Origin of the sequence: Paraburkholderia sp. BL18I3N2, from assembly GCF_003001875.1 — a bacterium.
Lineage (GTDB): Bacteria > Pseudomonadota > Gammaproteobacteria > Burkholderiales > Burkholderiaceae > Paraburkholderia > Paraburkholderia phytofirmans.
In genome coordinates, this window is record NZ_PVNC01000025.1 from 24,779 (window position 1) to 47,590 (window position 22,812).

Below are 22,812 nucleotides of genomic sequence, written 5' to 3' on the forward strand. Positions count from 1 at the left end.
CAGCCTGCTCGGCCGGCCTGTTTCTCAAAGAGCGACAGCCGTCCGGCCGCCGCCTCATTTTTCCGCGGTGAGCGTCGCGCGCTTCAGTGGTGTGTCTCTCTTCGTTGCATTGCGCACGAATGTTTCGAGGACATCGGCCGAAGTTGTACTAGCTTGAAAGCAGCCAAGGCTACGTTAGCAGGCGCGTGAGCCTTCATACGTTTCGTGCGGTGCGAGAGCACGAGCCTCGATGCCTGCGAAATCCAACGCTTCGAGGCAATGCCGCATGTCGGTCAGAAACGCGACGCAGGTGGGGTGGGCGGTGGTCATGTTTTCTATCCATCGCTCTATGTCAGTCAGGCGTCCGTTCTTCGCAAGAACGGCCAGTTCCCGGCGATCGCTTTCTGGAGGGACGGCAACAGCGAACCCGTGTTTGCGTTGTGAGCGAATAGGAACTGAACCGCCAGAAGAATGCTCTACGATGTTCGACGGCAGCGCATCCTCATCTGCCTCAGATGGAACGATGAGTTCGAAAGTAAACGAGGTGCCGCGATGCGGCGCACTTGACACGCGCAAATCGCCGCCCATGGTGTTGACAATGCGCTGCGCAATGATAAGGCCAAGCCCCGTGCTACCGTTCACAGCCTGTATCCGGCGAAAAGCCGTAAAGAGTTTCGACTGCGTTTCGATGTCGATGCCAATGCCGGTATCAGCGACTTCAAAACTCATGTGCCATTGATCGTCCTGCAGGCGCGCGCTCACTGTCATCGTGACGGAGCCGTCGCGGGTGAACTTGGACGCGTTCGAGAGCAGGTTGAGCAGTACCTGTTGCAGCCGGCGGCCGTCGATCGTCAGTCGACGGGGCAACGACGTCAGTGCCTGATAGTTGAACTGGTTGTTCAACTGCGAGCAGAGTGCGAGCGCATATTCTGCAATGTCATCGAGAAGTGCAGGCAGGTCGGTTGCGACCGGAGCGATCTCCAACGGCTGCAACTCAGTTTTCGCATACCCGACCAGTTCGTCGATCAGGCCGAGTTGATAGTTCACGCTGCGCTCGATTGCCTGGATCGGCTTAACCTGCTTCGAATCCGCCATTTCCCGCAACTGTCTGGCATAACCCGTGATCGTAGCAAGCGGCGCACGGAGGTCATGACTCACGTAACCCAAGGTTTCGATCAGTTGCTGGTTTTTCTCCTCGACGTAAAGCAATGCTTCGTTCAACTCCAGTGTGCGCTGCGCAACTTGTTCGCGCAGGCGGTCGCGTTCGGTTCTTTGCAAGTCTGCGAGTTCAGTTCTTGCCGCTATTCGCTGCTTTCCCACGTGGTTTATCCACGCTGCAAGCACAATGAGGTTGGTGGCCAAACCAATGATTGCAACGACGGGGTTCGGATGAATGTCGGACTTCAACCAGACGAGCGCCGTCGGCAATGAGCCAAGCGTTTCGAGCATGCGCAACGCAAAGCTGAACAGCGAGAAGATCATGACGAGCAGCATGATCCGCGCGGTGGGGGTCGACTGACGCGCGAGGTGTGCAGCAATAATCACCGTGAAGACGCCGAACAGGGCATTGACATACACGCCGACTTGCGCGAACGCGAATAGATTGCCGAATGCGGCGCCTATCGCCGCGACACACTCCAGCAACGCAAACCCGAACAGTATGTAGCGCGCGGGCAGATTTGCTTTTTCACTGCGAGAGATGCGCAAGATGAAGACGATGAACAGCATGACGGCAGTACATCCAAGCACCGTCACACTTCTGGCGCTCCACCCGGTTGCGAACGGCCACAGATATATCTTCGTATAGCCGCGATCCGCAGCTTCGAACAGTGCTGTCACGGCACACAGCGCGGCCAGTACAAGGAACGAGATACTGCGGGAAAAATAGGCGATGAGCAGCGCGCACCATGCCAGCGCGAGCGTGCCGCCAATCAATCCGCCGTCCCAGAGCGCTGCGCGCATCTGCAGCGCGTCGTATGCCGCTGCGGAATACAGTTTCGGTTCGAGCGTGAGCGCAGTATCGCTGGCTGCCCGGACGAGAAAAAGGCGCTGTTCACCGGGAGCGAGCGTGAAATCCATCAACCGATATCGCGCCGGAGAGGACTGGGGCACTGAGCGAGCGGGATCGATGCCGGCGTGTGTCCAGTGGTTGCCGGACCGGGTGTAAAAGTCCACTGTCTGAAGGCGCGCGTCCGGGAACACGAGCACGAGCGAAAGGGCTGTTGGGCCACTATTGCTCACCGACATGCGCAGCCACCATGCCGAGCGGGTGAACCCTGGTGTCAATCGGCTCCGCTGCACGGGACGGAAGCCTGGCGCGGGTCTCGCGGACAGTGTGAGGATATCGTCCAGGTTCATCTTGCCCGAGACGTCTTCGAATACCTGCAGTTGATCCAGGGTGGGAACTGCTTGTGTCCGCGCCCCCGAGGTGTCGAGACCGATGGCCGACGAATGGGTGGTCCACCAGCTCAGACACAACACCAACAACAAGCGAAGCCACCGGGTCGTCGTCATGATGTCGTCACTCTGCCTCGAGGGCGGATTCCACGGTGTCAGCCAGATCCCGGCTGCGAAATTCCTCCCGATAGCTCGACGGGGGCATACCGAATCGTTCGCGAAACGCAGTGGCAAAATTCGCGGCACTGGAAAAGCCAATTTCTTCGGCAATGCTGGCGATACTCAATGACGTGCTGCTCAACAGCTTTTGTGCAATCCGCAGCCGTTCGTCCCGGAGATGCTCGAATACTGTCTTGCCAAGGTTGTCCCTAAACGCACGCGACAGCCGTTTTTCGTTGGTCCCCACCAGGCGCGCGAGTTGTTCGACCGTCGGCGCGTCGTTCAGCCTCTGCGACAAGTGCCGGATGGCAGCGCGAACGATGACGCTGTTGCCCGTGAAGTCCGAAGTGGACACTTCTTGGTCGGCATACCGGTTGCCGCGTGTTCGGGCGAGGTGGACACGAATCCGTGCAAGTACCTCGTCGGGCTCGAAAGGCTTCAATACGTAGTCCACGCCCCCGATTTCCAGACCGTTGATCCGATCTTGAAGGTCTCCGGCCACGGTGAGGAATATGACCGGAATCGCGGAGGTGCGAGGGTCCGCGGCAAGCAGCCGGCAGGCGGCGAATCCATCCATGCGTGGCATTCGTACGTCCATCAGGATCAGATCGGGTGAGATCGCCAGTGCTCGCTGATAAGCCTGCGACCCGTCGAATCCGACGCTGATCCGGCACCCGGCGTTGCGCAGCACATCGATTAGCAATCGAAGCTGATCCGGCTGGTCGTCTACCAGAAGAAGATGGGCGTCCGTGAGGGCATTGTTTCGGGGCGACATCGTGTAGGCGGAAGGAGCTGACAGGTGAACTTCTGATTAACGGCGGCGGATCGCGCGGCTTGAATTTCGCGGAGATCGGTCGACAGCTTAGTGCCGCGAAGAGTACCAGATTGTTAATTCAATTTAAATCGAGCGCTTTCCGCACGGATAGCAAAAGAATTTTCCCTCCGGCAAAGCACTTCGTCCCTCCGGCAAAACGATTGCCGCAATAACGCTGCACATAATTCCTCGCGGCCTTACAAAAAGTTGCTCATTAATGCATTTGTAAGCATGGGCGCAGTGGCGTGTTTCCGGCGATAGAGCGGGGCGGAGACCGGATATGGATCCTTTTATTGACTATCAGACAAGCGAGAGCGGAACGTAATGAACAAGAGCCGATATAAGTTGGTTTGGAATCGTCGAGTTGGCGCGCTAGTCGCGGCAGCCGAGACGCAGCGCGGCGTGCAGGGCGAGCCGGGGCAAGCAGAAATGGGTAAGACCGGTATCCCACTGAAATCAAAGGCGGCGCTGGCAGTACTGACGGCAGTGATACTGCTGCCGGTGGGTCAGGCGTACGCAGATAACCTCGCTGTCGGTGGCGAAAACGCTGGTCAGACTGCGACCATCGGGGGCGCCACGGCGCCCTCCGCGAGCACGGGCGGAGTGTTCCCCGCGGTCGCTGGTGCGGACGGTTCAAGCCAGAATACGGCTGTCGGCATAAATGTCTCGGCGCAAGGCGGTGCCGCAACTGCAGTGGGTGATACGGTCACAGCGAATGGTACGAATGCCACGGCGGTCGGCGCCAATTCGGTCGCAAATGGCGCGAGAGCCGTTGCGATCGGCGGCGGGGCGACCACGACGACCGGCGACGCGACTGCAATCGGTGCTCTTGCACACACTACTTCTGAATTTTCAACCGCTGTCGGTACCAATAGTTCGGCCGCTGGCGGAACGGCGCTGGGTTTCCAGGCAAGTGCGAACGCGTCTGACGCTACGGCAGTCGGAGTGGATTCCGTTGCGTCAGGGATCGGTAGCGTTGCAATTGCCCGCGCACAGGCGACCGGCCAGAACGCAATTGCGATCGGTGAGTCTTCAGCGGCAACCAACGTAGCTGCCGTGGCCGTAGGTGCCGGGGCGAACGCGAGCAACAACAGCGCCACGGCAATTGGTCCCTTAGCGACGGCAAGCGGCGGTAGCTCGACGGCGCTCGGCAACTCCAGCGTGGCGAGTGGCGGATCGGCCATTGCAATTGGCCAGTCGTCAACTTCATCATCACTCACTTCCATCGCAGTCGGATTTAATGCGAATGCCGCATCGGCCAATGCGATCGCGCTGGGCACGCTCACACAGGCCACAGGTGCAAATTCAATCGCGATTGGTAACGCGGCGGCGGCTTCGACCGCAGAATCGACAGCGCTCGGTTCCGGCGCGGTTACACGTGCAGCAACGAACGTGAGTAGCGTCACGCTGAACGGAGTCACCTTCGGTGGCTTCGCCGGCGCAACGCCGACCGGTGTCGTGAGTATCGGCGCGGTCGGTCAGGAACATCAGTTGCAAAATGTCGCCGCCGGTCGAATAAGCGCCACCAGCACGGACGCGGTAAACGGCTCGCAGCTTTTCTCGATTGCTTCGCAGGTCTCGGCACTCTCGACCAATCTGGCGTCAATCACCACTACGGTCGACAAGATCTCGACGTCCGGCTCGAATGGCACGGCCACTGACGACACCGGCACCGCAGTGGGCAAAAATTCGGTGGTGTCAGTTCCGAACGGAACCGCTGTGGGCAACGGTGCGAACGTTTCGGGGCAAGACGGTACGGCAATCGGCACGAACACGACAGTCACGGCTGCACGTGCAACCGCCGTCGGCACGAATTCCAGAGTCACAGGGACGGATTCGACTGCAATCGGCACCAACAGCCAGGCCACCGCGAATAATTCGGTTGCCCTGGGTGCAAATTCTGTCGCGGACCGGGACAACACGGTTTCGGTCGGCGCGCCGGGTGCTGAGCGTCAGATCACCAACGTTGCAGACGGTACGGCTCCGACTGACGCAGTCAACGTGCGACAGATGAATGATGCAATCAACAGCGTTCGCGATGACGTGCAGAAATATCGTCGTGACGCGAACGCTGGTACAGCGTCCGCAATCGCCATGGCGAATTTGCCGCAAGCTGTGTTGCCGGGTGAGAAGGTTGTTGCACTCGCAGGCGGCAACTACGGTGGACAGTCCGCAATGGCTGTCGGGCTGTCGGTCGCGACGCAGAAGTGGATGGTGAAAGGCTCCGTCACGACGGGTGTTTCGGGTCACGGTTCCGTGGGTGCTGGCGCGGGCGTCGGCTACCGCTGGTAAGTAGCTTGACTGTCTTCCGCTGCTGCCGCCCTTGTGCTGCAGCAGCGGGCAGACAGGCAAGAAACAGAGAACCTGCCGGGCCGGCCTCCCTGAATGGATTTCTTCTTTCCTTACCCTTAACTGCCTCGCATTTTTTAATGCACCTTGCTACACGCAACTGGCGTTAAAAAATAGAGAAATAATTGCAAATTTCCTGAAATGATTGTCAGGAAATCCTGACCCTTTTCGGAGTTGCTAATAGGGTTAGTGGAATCTGGTTGTTACATTTGGAATAACCGGATATCGCCAAAGGCTTTTTGTAGACAAATGAAAAGACCTATGAGAAAGTTCGCGCGGGCACTCATCTTTCCTTTCATTACACGACTCAAATAAAGGGAGCCGCCGCATTCCATGCGAATAGCGCGCCGGCCTTCGTCTCACATAGTGCTCAATGCGTTGCGAGAAAGAAAAACGGTGCGTGTAGCTGGCGCAAGACTACTTGTCATGCCACGGGCCGGCGAAACGTTGCAAGAGGCTACTGAGGGGGCAGTATCGATGAGCATCCCAGTCGGAACAGGGTCGGGCGCTGCCCCGGCTAAGAAATCACATCAGTCTGGCCGGCAACTGGTGCTCCGCCACGCGATCGCCTTTCCTTTGCGTCTCCCCTTCGGACCTTCATAAGCCAGGCATTCGTCAAGCGTCTGAGGAGCCAGTGTTTCGAAAACCGGCGCTCTGATCGACCTTCGATATTTACTTAGTCATGCGAATCGCATTGCCAGCGCGGGTATGCGCTCGTGCTAGGGATTCATGAGTCGCCCGGGGTAGGAGGAGTTTGCCGCAGATCCAAAGCCAAGGTGGCGCGCGCCGAAGCTAGACCATTAAACAAGATAAGTAGGCATCCTGAATATGTGAGATGCATGCACATGCTCGTACTTGTGAACTTCGAATTTCAATTAACTGGTGAGGCAACGACATGAACAGAGCATATCGGACCATCTGGAACAAGGCGCTAGGCGCCTTCGTAGCCGCGTCGGAGCTGGATACGTCGCGCGGCAAGGGGAAATCGGGAGCGGCTGCTTCCGTATGCGACGCACGCGGTGGCGAGCAGGATGCCGCGGCGTCGCCCGGTTCGGGACCGCGTGTCGTTACCGTACTGTTGCTAATGGGTTTCGGGGGATGGGGCGCGCAGGCGCAAGCGCAGGTGAGCTGCGCGTCGGCACCCTATAACTTCTATAGTGGCAGCACGACGTGCGTGGGTTTTCAGTCCACGGCGTCTGGTGGCGGAGCCACCGCGGTAGGTTATGGCGCCAGTAGTACGGGCATTAATGCCTTGTCCTTCGGTTTTCAGGCCATTGCTAATGGTGTAAATGCCATTTACGTGGGGGCGCGCACTGCTCCGGGCACCGGCGCAACCTCGCAATCGGCGATCGGCATCGGTACGGATGTCACCGCCAGCGGAACGTCGGCTATCGGGATTGGCGTCGATGTTGTCTCGAGCGGGAATGTGTCCACTGCTGTCGGCCCGTTGGCGAAAGCAACCGGGGACAACAGCGTTGCAATGGGTTCGAGTGCCAACGCTGCCGCCTCGGGCGCGGTCGCATTGGGCAGCGGAGCCACTGGCTCCCAGACCAACGGCATAGCCGTTGGCTCGGGAGCCAGCGCCACCGGTGCAAACGCCCTTTATCTGGGCGCGCGCACCGCTGCAGGCACCGGTTCGACCGGAACGGCCTCCATCGCCATCGGCACTGATGTCACCTCGACCGCCGATTATGCTGCGGCGATTGGCTTCCAGGCCGTGGCAAGCGGACCCGCAGCCGTCGGAGTCGGTTATATCGCCGCAGCCTCCGGGACGCATGCTGTCGCTGTCGGCTTCCAGTCCATCGCCAGCGGACTCAACGCCGTTTATCTCGGACCGCGCTCTGTCGCCGGCACGGGCGCGACGGCTGCGGGCGCGATTGGCGTCGGCACGGACGTGACTGCGTCGGGTCCCTCTTCACTCGCCGCCGGCACAGTGTCCAAAGCGACGGCCCAGAATGCCGTGGCTTTGGGAGCAGGCGCCGCCGCCTCGGGGCTCAACGCGCTCGGCATGATGAACGGCTCGCAAGCCACCGGTGCTAATTCAATAGCGTTGGGGTCATCCGATACCGTTGCGGAAGGCGGGGCGTCTGCCCCGGCGACGGTGGCAGGCGCCGCGGCGTCGGGCATTCGCGCAATTGCGATCGGCTCCGGCGCGAGCTCGGCGGGTTCCTCGTCCATCGCAATAGGCGATTCGGCGCTGACCGGCGCCAACACAGATGCGCTCGCCATGGGTACCTCCGCAACGGCTAACGCGGCTAATGCTTCCGCCATCGGCAATGCGGCAAGAGCGCTCGCCGCCTCGACGGTTGCGATCGGCGACGGCAGCACCGTCACCGCGGCCGCCGGCGCCGGTTCGTTCGCCGGCGGCCATAACTCCCAAGTACTCGGCGGGACGGGCGCAGTCGCACTCGGTCAGGCGCAGACTGCGAGCGGCAACGGCGCAGTCGCGATTGGCGATCCCAATACCGCGAGCGGCAATGGCGCGGTCGCCGTGGGCGCGAACAATACCGCCACGGGCGACGGCGCGGTAGCGCAGGGCAACGGCAATACCGCCAATGGTCAAGGCGCGGTCGCGCTGGGCAACGCGAGCACCGCGAACGGCGCGAGCGCGCTGGCATTCGGCGATTCGGCGGTGGCCAACCAGACCCATGCGGTCGCACTCGGTGCCGGCGCATCGACCAGCAACGCGAACGACGTCGCGTTGGGCGCGGGCAGTGCGACCGCAGCGCCCCATACGGGCACCACTGCGCTTTACGGCGGCACCGCAGCCGGCATCGCGAACGCGGCCAATGGCGTGGTGTCGGTCGGCTCTGCTGGCAAAGACCGGCAACTGCAGAACGTGGCAGCCGGTGTAATTTCGGCTACCAGCACCGACGCGATCAACGGCTCGCAACTGAATACTGTTGTCACCGGCGTCAATAACCTTGGCGCGTCGACGGCTGGCTCATTAGGTGGCGGCGCCAGTTATAGCGCGACGACCGGCGCTATCACCGGCTTTAGCCAGCCGGTCAACGCCGTCAGCGCTACCGGAGCCGTCAGCGGACCCAACCCGCAGACGACGGTTGCCGGTGCATTAACCGCGCTGAATACGAATATCGACAACACGGCCAATATCGCGGTGAAGTATGACGCGGCGGGTGGTACGAAGATCACGCTCGGTGCGACCGGCGGGGCGGGAGCCGGGTCTCCGGTGACTATCACCAACATGGCGCCGGCCGCATTGAATGCCACGAGCACGGATGCGGTGAATGGGTCCCAGCTGTTCGCCACTAACCAGCAGGTGTCGACCAATACCACAGCGATTGCCAACATCAACAATGGCGGCGGGATCAAATATTTCCACACCAATTCGGTGTTGGCCGACAGTGTTCCCACCGGCACTGACGCAATCGCGGTGGGACCAGTCGCCAATGCGTACGGTAACGGTTCGATCGCCCAGGGCCTGAATGCGGTGGCCGGCGTAAATGGCGCACCGACGACAGCTAACGACATAGCGTTGGGCAACGGGGCTCAAGCCACGGGTGGCGACTCGATCGCTCAGGGCACCGGAGCAATCGCGAACACGGCCGGCGCCATTGCGATCGGTCGGACGGCAACCGCCACCGGCGGCAAGGCGGTATCGATCGGCGTGGGCAATACCGCCAGCGGTAACGGCGCGGTCGCCATCGGCGATCCGAACTCGGCGATCGGGACCGGTGCGATAACCATGGGCGCGAACAATACGTCAAACGGCCAAGGCGCGGTGGCGCTCGGCAATGCCAATATCGCGACCGGCCAGGGCGCCGTCGCGCTGGGCAATGCATCGCAAGCGAACAACGCGGGTTCGATCGCGTTCGGCGACGCCGCAACGGTGTCGGCCGCGGCGACGCAAGGCGTGGCGATCGGCTCGGGCGCCGCAGTCACCAACGCCGGTGCTGTGGCTCTGGGCGCGGGAAGCACGACAGCCGCCGCGGTGGGGACGCCAGGCGCGACGATCAATGGGACCGCGTACACGTTTGCCGGCACCGCGCCGGCAAGCACGGTCAGCGTCGGCAAAGCGGGCGCCGAACGCACGGTGACGAATGTTGCGGCAGGCCAGTTGAACTCGGCCAGTACCGACGCGGTGAACGGCTCGCAGTTGTACGCGACCGATCAGGCCGTCGACGCGCTCGCCACGACGGTAACCGCCAACAAGACGCACTACTACAGCGTCAACGACGGCGGCACGCAAGGCGCCAACTATGCCGACGACGGCGCCACCGGCGTCAACGCGCTGGCTGCGGGTGTCGGCGCTCTGGCTTCCGGCGTAAGCAGCACGGCGTTGGGTAATGGCGCGCAGGCGCTGGCGAACAACGCAACCGCATTCGGGCTGCAAGCGACGGCTTCGGTTGTCGGCGGCGTGGCGATCGGCTCGGGCTCGGTTTCGGATCGCACGGTGCTGCCCGGAGCGGGATCGATCGCCAACGGCTCCCACGCGATTCCGTTCAATACCTCCGATGAGACATTGCTCGGCGCAGTGTCCGTCGGCAGCAGCACGGCCTATCGGCAGTTGACCAACGTGGCCGACGGCACGCAGGCGCAAGATGCGGTCACCGTCAGGCAACTGGCGGGCGCATTGTCGTCGTTTTCGGTGACGGGCACGAACTATTTCCACGCCAATTCGACGGCGGCCGATTCGCTCGCTGTGGGCGCGGAGTCGATCGCGGTCGGACCGACGACTGTCGTCAACGGCGACAACGGCGTAGGTGTCGGCAACGGAGCGGCGGTCGATGCAACGGCGCCCGGCGGTGTTGCGATTGGCCAACAATCGCATTCGGCCGCGGCCGACGCCATGGCGCTTGGCAGCGGCGCGGTCGCGAGTGGCGCGCAATCGATTGCGCAGGGCGCCAACGCGAATGCCGCGAACCAGGGCGGCGTGGCGGTCGGCTCCGGCGCGCAAAGCAGCGCTACCGACGCTGTAGCGCTAGGTGCCGGGGCCAGCTCGACGTTCGCCAATAGCGTGGCGCTGGGCAGCGGATCGACAACGGCCGCGGCGGTGGCGACACCGGGTGTCACCATCAACGGCACGGCCTACACCTACGCGGGTACGGCTCCGACCAGCACGGTCAGCGTGGGCAGCGCGGGTCACGAGCGTACGGTGACCAACGTGGCGGCAGGCCGGGTGAGCGGGACCAGCACCGACGCAGTGAACGGTTCGCAGTTGTATGCAACCGATCAGGCAGTCAGCAGTCTGTCCACGGCGGTAACCGCCAACAAGACGCACTACTACAGCGTCAACGACGGCGGTACTCAGAGTGCCAACTACGCCGACGACGGCGCCACCGGCACCAACTCGCTTGCGGCGGGCGTGGCTGCCAGCGCGAGCGGCTCTGGCAGCACGGCTTTGGGTCGTGGTGCAGTGGCGAACAATGCCAACGCGGTCGCGCTTGGCAGCGGTTCGACCACCGCTGCAGCAGTGGCAACGACCGGCGACACGATCAACGGCACGGCCTACACGTACGCGGGGACAGCCCCGACGAGCACGGTGAGCGTGGGCAGTGCAGGCAATGAGCGCACGGTGACCAACGTGGCGGCAGGCCGGGTGAGCGCGACCAGTACCGATGCAGTGAACGGTTCGCAACTGTACGCGACGGATCAGGCTGTCGACAACCTCGCCGGTGTAGTCACGGCCAGCAAAACGCACTACTACAGCGTCAACGACGGCGGCACGCAGGGTGGCAACTACAACAACAATGGCGCGACCGGCGTCAATGCGCTGGCGGCGGGTGTGGGGGCGACGGCCGCGGGGGGGAGCAGCTTCGCCGGCGGCAACGGCGCTGCCGCGCAGGCGGACAACGCGCTTGCATTGGGCGCGCTGTCGAGCGCATCGGTGGCGGGCGGAGTCGCGATCGGCTCGGGGTCCGTGTCCAATCGCGTAGTCCTGTCCGGTATCGGTTCAATTGCGAATGGCACCCATGCGATTCCCTTCAACACGTCTGATCAAACCTTGCTCGGCGCCGTGTCTTTCGGCAGCGCGGCGGGCAATACCTATCGCCAGTTGACCAACGTCGCGGACGGCACGCAGGCCCAGGACGCGGTCACGATCAGACAGCTTGCGGGCGCGCTCTCGTCGTTCGCTGTTTCTGGACAGTTGTACTTCCATGCGAATTCGACGGCGGCGGATTCGCTGGCTGTCGGCGCGCAGTCGATTGCCGTCGGACCGACCACCGTGGTCAACGGTGACAACGGCGTGGGCATCGGCAACGGCGCCATCGTCGACTCCACGGCGCCAGGCGGCGTCGCGATTGGCGAGAGCTCGAACGCGGCCCAGGCCGATGCGATTGCGCTCGGCAGCGGCTCGATCGCAAGTGGTGCGCAGTCGATCGCGCAAGGCGCGAACGCAAAGGCCGCCAACGCGGGCGGCATTGCTATCGGCTCGGGGGCGCAAAGCAGCGCCGTCGATGCGGTCGCGATGGGCTCGGGAGCGATCGCGACGATGGCAAACAGTGTTGCGCTGGGCGCGGGATCGGTGACGACGGTTGGCGCGTTGAGCAATTACATCGCGTACGGATTGAGCAGTCCGCAGTCGTCCGCGGGTGAAGTCAATATCGGCAATCGGCAGATTACCGGTGTGGCTGCCGGCAAGGCCGGAACCGATGCGGTGAATGTCTCGCAACTGGACGCGGTGTCGACCCGACTGACCACTCTGATCGACCAGCGGACCACCAACAACGGCGGCAGCTTCTCGTCCTCGCCCGGCACGCCGACGCCACCGTCGTCCACGGGTTCGAATTCGTCAGCGGGCGGCCAGGGTGCATCGGCATCCGCGTCGAATAGCACGGCGGTCGGCAACAGTTCGCAAGCGAGCGCGACGGGTGCGACCGCTGTCGGGGTTGGCGCGGCCGCGAGTGGGAATAACTCGGTGGCGCTAGGGGCGGGCAGCACGGACGGAGGCCGCAGCAACGTGGTGTCCGTCGGCTCGCTTAACGATACGCGGCAGGTGGCGAACGTAGCTGCGGGAACGCAAGGGACGGACGCCGTCAACGTGGACCAGCTCAATGCCGGGCTCGCACAGGCCAACGCCTATACCGACCAACGCGTGGATCAGTTGCAATCGGGCATCAACTCGGTCGCGCGCAATGCCTACTCCGGCATCGCCGCGGCGACCGCATTGACGATGATTCCGGAGGTTGACAAAGACAAGACGTTGTCATTCGGCGTCGGCACAGCGGGCTTCCGTGGCTACCAGGCCGTGGCGCTGGGCGGAACCGCTCGTCTCACGGAGAACATCAAGATGAAAGCGGGTGTCGGCATGAGCCCTGGCGGCACAACCTTCGGCATGGGCGCGGCCATGCAATGGTAGTGCGCGGACGCCTTCGCTCAAGTGCGGAGAACGTGATCGCGCACCGAACCGGGCGTGCGAAAAATAATATGGAGAACACAATGAATCATCTTTCTGGATGGAGTTTGTCGCTGAGCCTGGTTTTTCTTGCGGGATGTTCGAGTGCTTCCGGGCCGGCGTTTAACGCATATACGGTTACGGCCGCGGACGGCTCGCGGCTTCATCAGGTCGAATGTCATGGGATATTCGAAGGACCTGCTACCTGTATGAAGGTCGCCCAACGGATATGTCAGGGAGAGCCGGTTCGCCCGGTGCAGAAAGTCGGACGCCTGCTGCCGGACAATGATCAGGCCGATGTCACGCGGCGGCTCACCTTCGCGTGTGGTGACGCGCCGGATACCCCGGCTTCAGCGGCCTCGCAGCCGGTCGCACCTGTGGCGCAAACGGTCGATGAGTTCGTGCTGCAAAGCGATGCCCTGTTTGCCTTCGGGCGGTCAAGCCGCGCTTCGATCTTACCGGGCGGAGCGTCCGCTCTTGACCAGGTCATTGCGCGTATCAGGCAAAGTCGCGGCGTTCAGTCGATTTCGGTTGTAGGTCACACTGACCGTCTGGGGCCTGAAACGGTCAACTATCCATTGTCCCGCGCGCGTGCCCAGACAGTGAGGGAGTACATGATCGATCATGGACTGAACGGTGAGTTGATTCACGCAACGGGCGTGGGCTCCAGCAATGCAACAGCGCATTGTCCGGACGGCGGCAGCAAGTCGCTCATCGCTTGCTTGCAACCGGACAGGCGGGTTTCCATCGAAGTTCGCGCAGAGTGAGATAGCCCAGCGAGATGCCATGTACTACCGGGCTTACGTCGCGCCGCTTTGGCGCGATAAGCAAAGCCCTTATCAAACTTGTCACACCAGCATCGGCTGGTCCCGTATGTCACGATTACGCCGCGCTCGAACGGCAGCTCTTCGATGTCACGCAGGCTCGACTGGAAGCGGAAATACCATCGAACCGCGCAGCGGTGTTGCTGAATAGCTCGACAGGTCGCTGTTGCGTCTTGTAGAGCCGGGTCGAATGTCGGCTGGTGCATCGCCGAACGAGCGGGTCGGTAACCGGCCTCGCCGTCGGGCGATAATGCTGGACCCGAGGTTCCGAATCGAAGTGGAAAATGTGCAAAGACAACGCCCACTTCAGGACCCCGCAATTTATTGGAGACTGTTCGATGCCGGAGCGAAAGGCACCTCAAAAACAATCGCGGGGAACGGTGTCGAACCGGTCACTCGAACGTGGTCTTGAGATACTCAGCGCGTTTGGCCCAGGAGCCGCGTTGCTCGGCAACGGGGACCTCGTGGAACGCACAGGTCTGGCCAAAGCGACAGTGAGCCGCCTCACCCGCACGCTCGCTGAGGCTGGCTATCTCGAACATGACGTGGGCCGTAAGGCGTATCGGCTCGGTGTGCCCGTGTTGAGCGTCGCGCAAGCGATGCGTAGCGGCTCGACGATCCTCCTTGCCGCCGGCCCATTGATGCGCGCTGCGGCCCAGGAGCGTCGCATTAACGTGGGGCTTGCTGCCGCAGATCGTGAAGACATGGTCTATCTGGAGTCTATCCGCTACAACCAACGTGCGTCGTTGCGAACGATCGTGTCTGGACAACGTATTCCGATGGAGCTGACTGCGCTCGGGCGCGCGCATCTGTCGACCTTATCGAAAGAAGAGTTTGTCAGGATGATGACGAGATTTGAGAAACGGGAGCGTGGCCAATGGGCACGTGTCCGGGCTGAAATCCGGGAGGCCGTGGACAGCGTCCGCGCTCACGGCTACTGCGGGGCAAGCTGGCAGCCAGAGGTGGTGGCCATCGCGGCACCTTTGACAATCCCCGGTCATCGCACGGTTGTCGTCAATTTCAGCGTGCGGTCCGTAGAGCCCATGCAGACGATAGTCACCGAGTTGTCAACGCCTCTGCTTGAATTGCGCGATCAGATCCTGGCCGAAGTCGCCAGGATCGAAAACTGACTGCCTGGCATGCCTACCGTTCATTAATGGCACGAGCGGGAATGCAGAGCACGACCGCCAGGCCGCCCAGCACGGAAACGATCGCTACAGCGTAAAGCCCTATGGCGCTGCTCCCAAAGTGGGTGGACGCGAAGCCGATTGCTGTCGGCGCTGAAATGCCACCGAACTGGCCGAGACTACTGATAAGACCGATACCGCTGGCTGCGACCGTGCTGGACAGGTAGGCCGGTGGGATTGTCCAGAACAGCGAGAGCATTCCCAGATAGCCCGCGGTAGCGACGCATAACAACACCATCAGCAGAACCAGATTGTTCGCGGCATACGGGAGAAAGACAACGCCCAGTGCTGCGAGAAGTGCGCTCACCATGAAATGCCATCTACGCTCCAGCATGCGATCCGAGTTCCTGCCGAGAAGGTACATCGCGATGGCGCCGGTAATGTACGGAATTGCGGACAATAGGCCGATATGCCAGAAGTCTGTAACGCCGCTCTTCTGGATCACACTCGGTGCCCAGATATGCACGACGATGCTGGCCCACGGCACGCTGAAATAGGCGAACGTCAACGCCCAGAATTTCGGCTCCCTGAGCGCTACCCAGATGGATGACTGTGCCCGTTCTGTTTTGGCGAGTGCCTCGCGTTTCAGTTCGCCAATCAAAAACTCTTTCTCGGCGGAACTCAGCCACGTGGCCTCTTCAGGCCTATCGGTCAGGTAGACATACGCAAAAAGCCCGGCGACAGCAGACGGCAGGCCTTCGATTATGAACATCCATTGCCATCCCTTCAGATTACCCACGCCGGACAGGCTATGCAGGATCAGTCCGGACAACGGACCGCTGATAATCCCCGACACGCAGATTGCCGTCATGAAAATCGACGTAATACGCGCGCGGCGAGCGGACGGAAACCAGTAGGTGAAGTAGAGAATGACACCCGGGAAAAAGCCGGCTTCAGCGGCACCTAAGAGAACTCGTGCGATATAGAACTGGGTAGGAGTCTGTACGAAAGCCGTACCCGTTGACACCAGACCCCACAACACCATGATGCGCAGCAAGGTGCGCCGTACGCCGACCCGTTGAAGCCACAGATTGCTGGGCACCTCGAAGAGCATATAGCCGGCGTAGAACAATCCGACGCCGAGCCCGAAAGCAGCCTCCGACATCCCAATGTCGCGCGCAAACTGCAGGTGCGCAAAGCCGATGTTGGCGCGGTCAAGGTACGCGAACACGTAGCAGACAAACAGGAAGGGCAGCAGCCGCCACGTGACTTTGCGATAGATCGCACGTGCGTCCGCATGCGGCTCGATCGCTATTGGCTCGATCAATGTGGTCCGGCTTGCTTGCATGATGTCTCCGTCTTTATATCGTGTTGCAACGCCTCTCGATTGCTCGGCGCCGCCTCTGCCCAGGAGCCAATTATGGGCGGGATGCAGGCCCTGCCAAGAGGCTCGTTTCACAGAGTGGAACGATGTGATTCGGCGAAATGGTTTGATGGACCGCGTTGTTTCACTGGATGGAACCGACGGGGTGTCTTTCCGACCGACGAGGGCTACTCTTCCTGGCATCGGCTGACGGACAGGCACGCCTGCAGATGCCGCCGCTCACACAAATGTTCCTGAAAGGTAGAGTCATGAGCACATCGAATATTGAACTGACAATCACGTCGCGCATCGCGACGATCACGCTGAATCGTCCGGAGAAGCGCAATGCAATCTCCGACGATATGCGCACCGAACTCATTGAAGCGTTGGCCCGGGTGTCCACCGACCCGGAGGTTCGAGCCGTCGTACTGACAGGTAGCGGAAAAGGATTCTGTGCGGGTGGCGACGTCGGTGGCATGGCGAAGCGAATGGAGGCGCCTGCCGGCGAGGTGGCCTTTAACGGATGGTCGCGTCAGCAGCGCGTGCATCACACCGTGAACCTGCTGTTCTCCATGCCGAAGCCAACGATTGCCGCTGTGAACGGCGCTGCTGCGGGTCTCGGCGCCGATATGGCACTCAGTTGCGACTTTGTCCTAGCGTCGGAGGAGGCCAGCTTTGCGTGGAGTTACATCAAGCGTGGCTTGATTCCCGACGGCGGCGGCATGTATTTCCTTCCGCGCCGTGTGGGTCTTTCGCGGGCCAAAGAACTGATATTTAGCGGTCGTAAGGTTGAGGCGCCTGAGGCATTGGCTCTCGGGATTGCGGATCGAGTTAGCCGATCGGACGCGCTCCTCGCCGACGCGCAGGCGTGGGCGGAAGAACTCGGTCAAGGCTCGCCGACCGCGCTCGCGCTCGGAAAGTCGATCCTGAATCAGAGTTTTGAACTGTCGGCCCATCAGGTCTTTGCGCAAGGCAGCCAGGCACAGGCGGTCTGCTACACGAGCCATGAGCATCGGGAATCCGTCCTCGCCTTCCTGAACAAGAGCCGGTGAATGTCATGAGTGGAGTGGTCAAGATGAATGCAATTTCACGCCTTATCAGCCCGCGCAGCGTGGCCACCATCGGCGCGTCGGCGGATGCCGCGAAGACGTCTGGTCGCCCGATAGCCTATCTGAAGAAGCACGGCTTCAATGGACGGATATATCCCGTTAACCCGCGCTATGAAAAAATCGACGGCCTGCGTTGTTACCCGGACGTCGCGTCGCTGCCCGAAGCGCCGGACGTGGGCATTGTGTTGCTCGGTGCGGAGCGCGCGCACGCGGCGGTCAGGGAATTGGCGCGCCTTGGTACCGGTGCGGCTATTGTATTGGCCAGCGGCTACGCAGAAACAGGCGAAGAGGGCGCACGGCGGCAGGCGGAATTGATTGAGGCCGCCGGGTCGATGCGTCTGCTCGGCCCCAATACCATCGGGCTGGTGAACCTGACTGAGGGCATCATGCTGTCGGCGAGCGGCGCGCTTGAGACCGCATCGTTCACCGCCGGCGGCATTGGCGTTGTTTCCCAGAGCGGTGGCATCCTGGGCTCGCTGCTATCGAGGGCGGCGTCTCGCGGTATCGGTCTGTCCAAGCTGGTGTCGACAAGCAATGAGGCAGACCTCGACGTTGCCGATTTCGTCGACTATTTCGTCGACGACGACGCGACGTCGGTTATCGCGTTGTACATGGAAGGTCTGCGCCATCCTGAGCGCTTCCGCCTGGCCGCATTACGCGCGGCGGCAGCAGGCAAGCCGATTGTCGTGTTCAAGATCGGGCGCTCGGAATCAGGAGCACGCTCGGCCGTTTCCCACACCGGTGCGCTCGCCGGGGCTGACCGGATGTATGACGCGCTGTTCCAGCAACTCGGGGTGATTCGCGCGGAAAAGTTTTCGGATCTGCTGGATATTCCCGCTGCGCTCGCCGTGCGCCGCCCGTTGTCTGGGAAGCGGGTCGCTATCCTCACCTCTACAGGTGGCGCCGGCACGCTGGTGACTGACAGCCTCGGCATGGGCGGCTTTGATACACCTGCGCCCGACGAGGCGACCGCAACCGCATTGCGTGCGCTGCAGACCGGGGACCACGCCGTGCTCGATCGCAATCCCATCGATGTCACGCTGGCCGGCCTTCAGCCGGACCTTCTGCGCGGAGCCATCCGGACCTTGCTGGCAAGCCCAGGTTACGACGCGGTGGTCGTGATCGTCGGGTCGTCCGGTCTGGCAATGCCGGATCTGATGGCCGGTGCAATTCGTGATTCGCTGCCTGGCAGCGACAAGCCGCTTGTCGCATTCGTCAGTCCGCACGCGCCGGAAGTCACCGCGTTGCTCAATCGTCAGGGCGTGCCCGCTTTCGTCGATCCGGAGAGTGTCACGACGGCGCTGGGCGCCATGCGGCGGCACACCCGGAATCGGCTTGATGTCCCGCAGCAGGCCAATTCGGTGGCCCTCCAGCAGGTCGCACTGGATGACCTTCCGGTTGGCTCCCTCAATGAAGCGCAGGCCAAGACTTTGTTCAGCCGCTTCGGCATCACGCCGGTGCGAGAACGGATCGTGAGCAATGCGAGCGAGGCGAAGGCAGCCGTGCAGGAGTTTGGCGGCAAGGTCGTGCTCAAGCTTCTGTCCAACGAAATCACCCACAAGAGTGAGGTGGGTGGTGTCGCGGTCGGGTTGAGCGTTGAAACGATCGACGCGAGACTCGAACGGATGCGCGACGACGTCCATACGGCGACCGGTACCGTACCGAATGCTTTCCTCGTTCAGGAGATGGTGACTGGCGGCGTCGAATTGATCTTCGGCCTGCACCGCGATTCGCTTGGGACGGCGATGCTGCTCGGCATGGGGGGTGTCACAGCTGAACTGTTCAAGGATACGACGATGCGGTTACTCCCTGACGGCACGGCGCTGACGCAGGACGATGCGCTGCAGATGCTGCATGAACTGAAGACGTGGCCGCTGCTTGACGGGTATCGAGGCCGCGTGCGTGCCGACGTAGACGCGCTCGTGGAGGCGATCGTCGCGTTTTCAGGGATGGCCGCGCAACTCGGAGACCGCATCGTCGAGGCGGAAATCAATCCAGTTTTCGTGCTCCCTGTAGGGCAGGGTGTGAAGGCCGCCGATGGAGTTGCCGTGCTGGCTGAGCGGAATAGTCGGGAGGGTTGATCGAAAGAACACAACCTGGTCGACGCTGGACTCTCGCCTCCTGGGCGGAGACGAGAGTCAGCTCAGCATTTCAGTCAATCCACCTGTTGTTGCGTAACAGTTACGTTGGCACGGCAGGCGCCTCGTGCGCGAATGCCATGCCGTCGACGGAGACCGTGAAGCCCGGCGTCACGGAACGACTCACCGTCATAACCGCGCGTAGATCGAACTGCCGATCGTCAGCGAAGTTGCCGCGGTCGACGCGAAACGGATCTCATAGAGGTCGCGTCCAAAATTGCCCGGCACCTTGATCGACATGCCGCCGAGCGTATCGCTCACCGGCACGAACAGTTGATAGCGAAGGTCTTCGTTGCCGTACAGCACGTAGCCCGGGAGTTCGGCGAGTGTCGCGAAGAACGCCGGCGGATTGCCAAGAACGACAATCGGCACGGCGCTGGGCGAATCGTTGGTCAACGTCCATTGTGTGCCGACGCGTTGCTGCCAGGCGCTGTCGAGCACCGCCAGCGGGGCGAGTTGCTGACCGACCGGCAGCGTCAGATAGGCGTAGCCCGCGCCCGGCACGACCCGCTTCATCAGGTAGCGATAGTTGAACGCATTTCCTTCGCTGTCGTTGCCTGACACGACTGCAAAGCGATACGACGCCGTATCGGTATCGCTCCACCACCAGCCGTCGCTGCGGTATTGGTACCCGCCGATCTTCGCCCAGCCTCGCGTTGCGGCGTCCCACTGGTTGATCTGCAGACTACCATCCGCGTTGGCGAGCACTTGATACGGCAAATCCGAACTGCCGTAGATGCCGACGCCGCTCGCAATGCCCGGCCCCGATGCGACCGGCGGCGCGGTGGTGCCAAGCTTCGCCGGCAGCGACGAAATCGTGCCGTCTTCCTTCAACGCCGACAGCACCAGCGTTTCGGCAATCGCCCGAGCGTTGTAGCCCGCATTGCCGGTCACCAGCAGCGCGAACTGCGAGTTGGGCACGACGAAAAATTCGGTTGAGTAGAAAGCAGTGCCGCCGTCCTTTTCCCAGCCGAGCACGCCTGCAGCGTTGAGCGCCGGCTGTACGACGCTGTCCCAACCGAGACCCCAGCGCCATTCCGGCGACGGGTTGATCGTCAGGCCTTTTGTCTGATCCATGCCCATCTCCGCGATGCCCGCCGCGGACACGATGCGCTGTCCCTGGAACACACCACCGCCGTAGATCATCTGCGCGAGATTCATCATGTCGGCGGGCGTCGAACTCAGTCCGCCGGTCGCGTACGCATTGACGAATTCCTGATGCTGCGTGCCGTTCACGTACGGCAGCGAGAACGATCCGCCGGACGGCACGCTCGTCAGATAGCTCGACTGGGTCATCTTCAGCGGCGCGAGGATAGCCGACTGGACGAAGTCCGCGAAGCTCTGGCCCGTCATGGCGAGCACGATCTGCTCGACCATCGTGAAGCCGTCGTTGCAATAGACGGCCAACTCACCTGGCAAATGCTTCAGGTGCGAGTTGGCGAGTTCGGCTTGCGTGTCGGCGGCGTATCCGGCGACCGGTTCGAACGTGAAGAGATTGCGCCCATTTGTGCCGGGCAGACCGGATGCATGCGACAGCAGATGACGCGTGGTGATCCGCGCGTATTCCGGCGACAGCATCGTGAAGGTCGGTAGATATTTGACGATCGGCGTGTCGAGCGTGATCAGACCGCGATCGACGAGGATCGTCGCCGCCAGTGCTGGGAACAACTTGCTGACCGAGCCGATGTTAAAGCGCGTCTGCGGCGTTGCCTTGATCTGCCCCGGAACCGACGCCAACCCGAACGCCTGTTGCCAGACCACAGTGTTGCCCTTGACCATCGCGATCGAGATCGCCGCGACGGGATTCGACGGATCGCTGACGGCCTGCTGGATCATCTGCTGACCGAGCGCAATGGTCTGCTCATAGGGCGCCGACTGGATGTCGCCGTTGCCGCAGCCGGGCAGCACCGCCGCGAGCATCCCGGCGCCGGTGTAGCCGAGAAACTGCCGCCGGCCTACGCTGAAAAGAATCTGGTGATTGCGATCGCACTTGGCCACAGTATTCCCTTTGCTCTAGTTATTAGGACCTGCAAAAAAGCGCTTTTCTTCAGCTACGGCGCCGCCAACATGGCAACGACGATCTTCGCAATTTCGACGCGGCGGGGCAGCGTCTTTTGAACGGGCCACCGTGCCCCAAATCATAGGCGTGCGGGCGAACTTGAGTAGCAACGTGACGAGATGCTACGAAGCTTTGGCTTAAGAGCGCGCCCCTAAGGTACCAAATTCTGCTCGGCGCAGCACGTGATATTGTCTGGCGCAATCGCCGCCATACGATCTCTTTTGAATCTATTCGCGGTAGTTGAAAGCGGTCGATGCGCCGTTCGTCACGCTCGATGGCGCGTAGCGTGATTGCTCACGCGAAGCGCTTCCTCATGCGCACGGCGGTAGATGCGCAGCGCCCATGTCGCGGTGTTCTCGCCTGGCTTTCGATCCGAAGCGGCGGGCGCCATGGGTCAGATACTGGTCTGGTTGACGCGCTTCATCAGTTCCTCGGCGCTCTCCTTGCGTTCGCTGTACCGGTCTACGAGGTACGGACCGATGTCACGCGTCAGCAGAGTGAACTTCACCAGCTCTTCCATTACGTCAACGACGCGGTCGAAATACGCTGAAGGCTTCATGCGACCGGCTTCGTCGAACTCCGTGAAGGCCTTCGCCACCGACGACTGGTTGGGGATGGTCAGCATGCGCATCCATCGTCCAAGCACGCGCATCTGGTTGACGGCGTTAAACGACTGCGAGCCGCCGCTGACCTGCATCACGGCGAGTGTCTTGCCCTGGGTCGGCCGCACCGCCCCAACCGAAAGCGGAATCCAGTCGATCTGCGCCTTCATGACGCCGGTCATCGCGCCGTGCCGCTCGGGCGAGCACCAGACCATGCCCTCCGACCACAACACCAGCTCGCGCAGTTCGGCCACCTTGGGATGGCTGTCCGGCGCGTCGTCCGGCAACGGCAGGCCGCTCGGATTGAACGTGCGCACTTCGGCACCCATCGCCGTGAGCAGGCGTGCAGCTTCCTCGCTCAGCAGGCGGCTGAACGAGCGCTCGCGCAACGAACCATAGAGCAGCAGAAAGCGCGGTGGATGCAGCGAGGCCTTCGCAGGCTGCAGGCGATTGATATCGGGCACGCGAAACAGCGTCGCGTCCACCTGCGGGAGGTCAGTCGTAAGATCAGACACGTTTGCCCTCTGTGATCGTT

General features: G+C 61.8%; 11 protein-coding genes and 1 pseudogene. 6 read left to right on the top strand and 6 right to left on the bottom strand.

Features of this window, described 5'->3' with window-relative positions:
- Positions 1–174 precede the first annotated feature (174 nt).
- Positions 175–2,493, bottom strand: coding sequence for a sensor histidine kinase (locus B0G75_RS35680; RefSeq protein WP_106314442.1), 2,319 nt, complete (start codon positions 2,491–2,493; stop codon positions 175–177).
- A gap of 7 nt (positions 2,494–2,500) precedes the next feature.
- Positions 2,501–3,310: a response regulator gene (locus tag B0G75_RS35685; protein WP_106314443.1), complete on the bottom strand. Its 810-nt coding sequence runs from the start codon at positions 3,308–3,310 to the stop codon at positions 2,501–2,503.
- A gap of 363 nt (positions 3,311–3,673) precedes the next feature.
- Between B0G75_RS35685 and B0G75_RS35690 the strand changes: the two genes are divergently transcribed.
- The 3 genes from B0G75_RS35690 (at position 3,674) to B0G75_RS35700 (ending at position 13,822) form a co-directional block, all read left to right on the top strand.
- Positions 3,674–5,641, top strand: a complete 1,968-nt coding sequence (locus B0G75_RS35690) for a YadA-like family protein (protein WP_106314444.1) — start codon at positions 3,674–3,676, stop codon at positions 5,639–5,641.
- 952 nt (positions 5,642–6,593) lie between these two features.
- Positions 6,594–13,019, top strand: a complete 6,426-nt coding sequence (locus B0G75_RS35695) for an ESPR-type extended signal peptide-containing protein (protein ID WP_106314445.1) — start codon at positions 6,594–6,596, stop codon at positions 13,017–13,019.
- Positions 13,020–13,099: 80 nt separating this feature from the next.
- Entirely contained in the window at positions 13,100–13,822 is a 723-nt protein-coding gene (locus B0G75_RS35700; RefSeq protein WP_106314446.1) for an OmpA family protein, read from the top strand.
- Between the two features lie 11 nt (positions 13,823–13,833).
- Here B0G75_RS35700 and B0G75_RS35705 read toward each other — a convergent pair.
- Positions 13,834–14,028 (bottom strand): annotated as a pseudogene (locus B0G75_RS35705) (IS6 family transposase); the annotation flags it as partial.
- Between the two features lie 189 nt (positions 14,029–14,217).
- Here B0G75_RS35705 and B0G75_RS35710 point away from each other — a divergent pair.
- Positions 14,218–15,009, top strand: a complete 792-nt coding sequence (locus B0G75_RS35710) for an IclR family transcriptional regulator (RefSeq protein WP_106314477.1) — start codon at positions 14,218–14,220, stop codon at positions 15,007–15,009.
- Positions 15,010–15,022: 13 nt separating this feature from the next.
- Here the strand turns inward: B0G75_RS35710 and B0G75_RS35715 are convergent, their stop codons facing one another.
- Positions 15,023–16,354 carry an MFS transporter gene (locus tag B0G75_RS35715; RefSeq protein ID WP_106314447.1) on the bottom strand — a complete coding sequence of 444 codons (1,332 nt, stop codon included), beginning with the start codon at positions 16,352–16,354 and terminating at the stop codon, positions 15,023–15,025.
- A 284-nt stretch (positions 16,355–16,638) separates the two neighbouring features.
- Here B0G75_RS35715 and B0G75_RS35720 point away from each other — a divergent pair, with 284 nt between their 5' ends.
- Together B0G75_RS35720 and B0G75_RS35725 are read left to right on the top strand one after the other, a co-directional pair.
- Positions 16,639–17,421 (top strand): enoyl-CoA hydratase/isomerase family protein, encoded by a 783-nt coding sequence (locus B0G75_RS35720; protein ID WP_106314478.1) that lies wholly within the window; start codon positions 16,639–16,641, stop codon positions 17,419–17,421.
- Positions 17,422–17,444: 23 nt separating this feature from the next.
- Positions 17,445–19,559 carry an acetate--CoA ligase family protein gene (locus tag B0G75_RS35725; protein WP_181309424.1) on the top strand — a complete coding sequence of 705 codons (2,115 nt, stop codon included), beginning with the start codon at positions 17,445–17,447 and terminating at the stop codon, positions 19,557–19,559.
- Positions 19,560–19,745: 186 nt separating this feature from the next.
- On the opposite strand, the gene B0G75_RS35730 is transcribed toward B0G75_RS35725, so the two are convergent.
- The gene (locus B0G75_RS35730) at positions 19,746–21,614 is read right to left on the bottom strand and encodes a serine hydrolase (protein WP_106314449.1); all 1,869 of its coding nucleotides are present in this window, start codon (positions 21,612–21,614) and stop codon (positions 19,746–19,748) included.
- A gap of 455 nt (positions 21,615–22,069) precedes the next feature.
- Positions 22,070–22,792, bottom strand: a complete 723-nt coding sequence (arsH, locus tag B0G75_RS35735; RefSeq protein ID WP_106314450.1) for an arsenical resistance protein ArsH — start codon at positions 22,790–22,792, stop codon at positions 22,070–22,072.
- Between the last annotated feature and the right edge of the window lie 20 nt (positions 22,793–22,812).

Bases quoted from the DNA above. Each gene is read 5' to 3' on its own strand.
- B0G75_RS35710 (WP_106314477.1), top strand. From the start codon at position 14,218: ATGCCGGAGCGAAAGGCACCTCAAAAACAATCGCGGGGAACGGTGTCG.
- B0G75_RS35680 (WP_106314442.1), bottom strand. From the start codon at position 2,493: ATGACGACGACCCGGTGGCTTCGCTTGTTGTTGGTGTTGTGTCTGAGC.
- B0G75_RS35700 (WP_106314446.1), top strand. From the start codon at position 13,100: ATGAATCATCTTTCTGGATGGAGTTTGTCGCTGAGCCTGGTTTTTCTT.
- B0G75_RS35720 (WP_106314478.1), top strand. From the start codon at position 16,639: ATGAGCACATCGAATATTGAACTGACAATCACGTCGCGCATCGCGACG.
- B0G75_RS35715 (WP_106314447.1), bottom strand. From the start codon at position 16,354: ATGCAAGCAAGCCGGACCACATTGATCGAGCCAATAGCGATCGAGCCG.
- B0G75_RS35690 (WP_106314444.1), top strand. From the start codon at position 3,674: ATGAACAAGAGCCGATATAAGTTGGTTTGGAATCGTCGAGTTGGCGCG.
- B0G75_RS35695 (WP_106314445.1), top strand. From the start codon at position 6,594: ATGAACAGAGCATATCGGACCATCTGGAACAAGGCGCTAGGCGCCTTC.
- B0G75_RS35685 (WP_106314443.1), bottom strand. From the start codon at position 3,310: ATGTCGCCCCGAAACAATGCCCTCACGGACGCCCATCTTCTTCTGGTA.
- B0G75_RS35725 (WP_181309424.1), top strand. From the start codon at position 17,445: ATGAATGCAATTTCACGCCTTATCAGCCCGCGCAGCGTGGCCACCATC.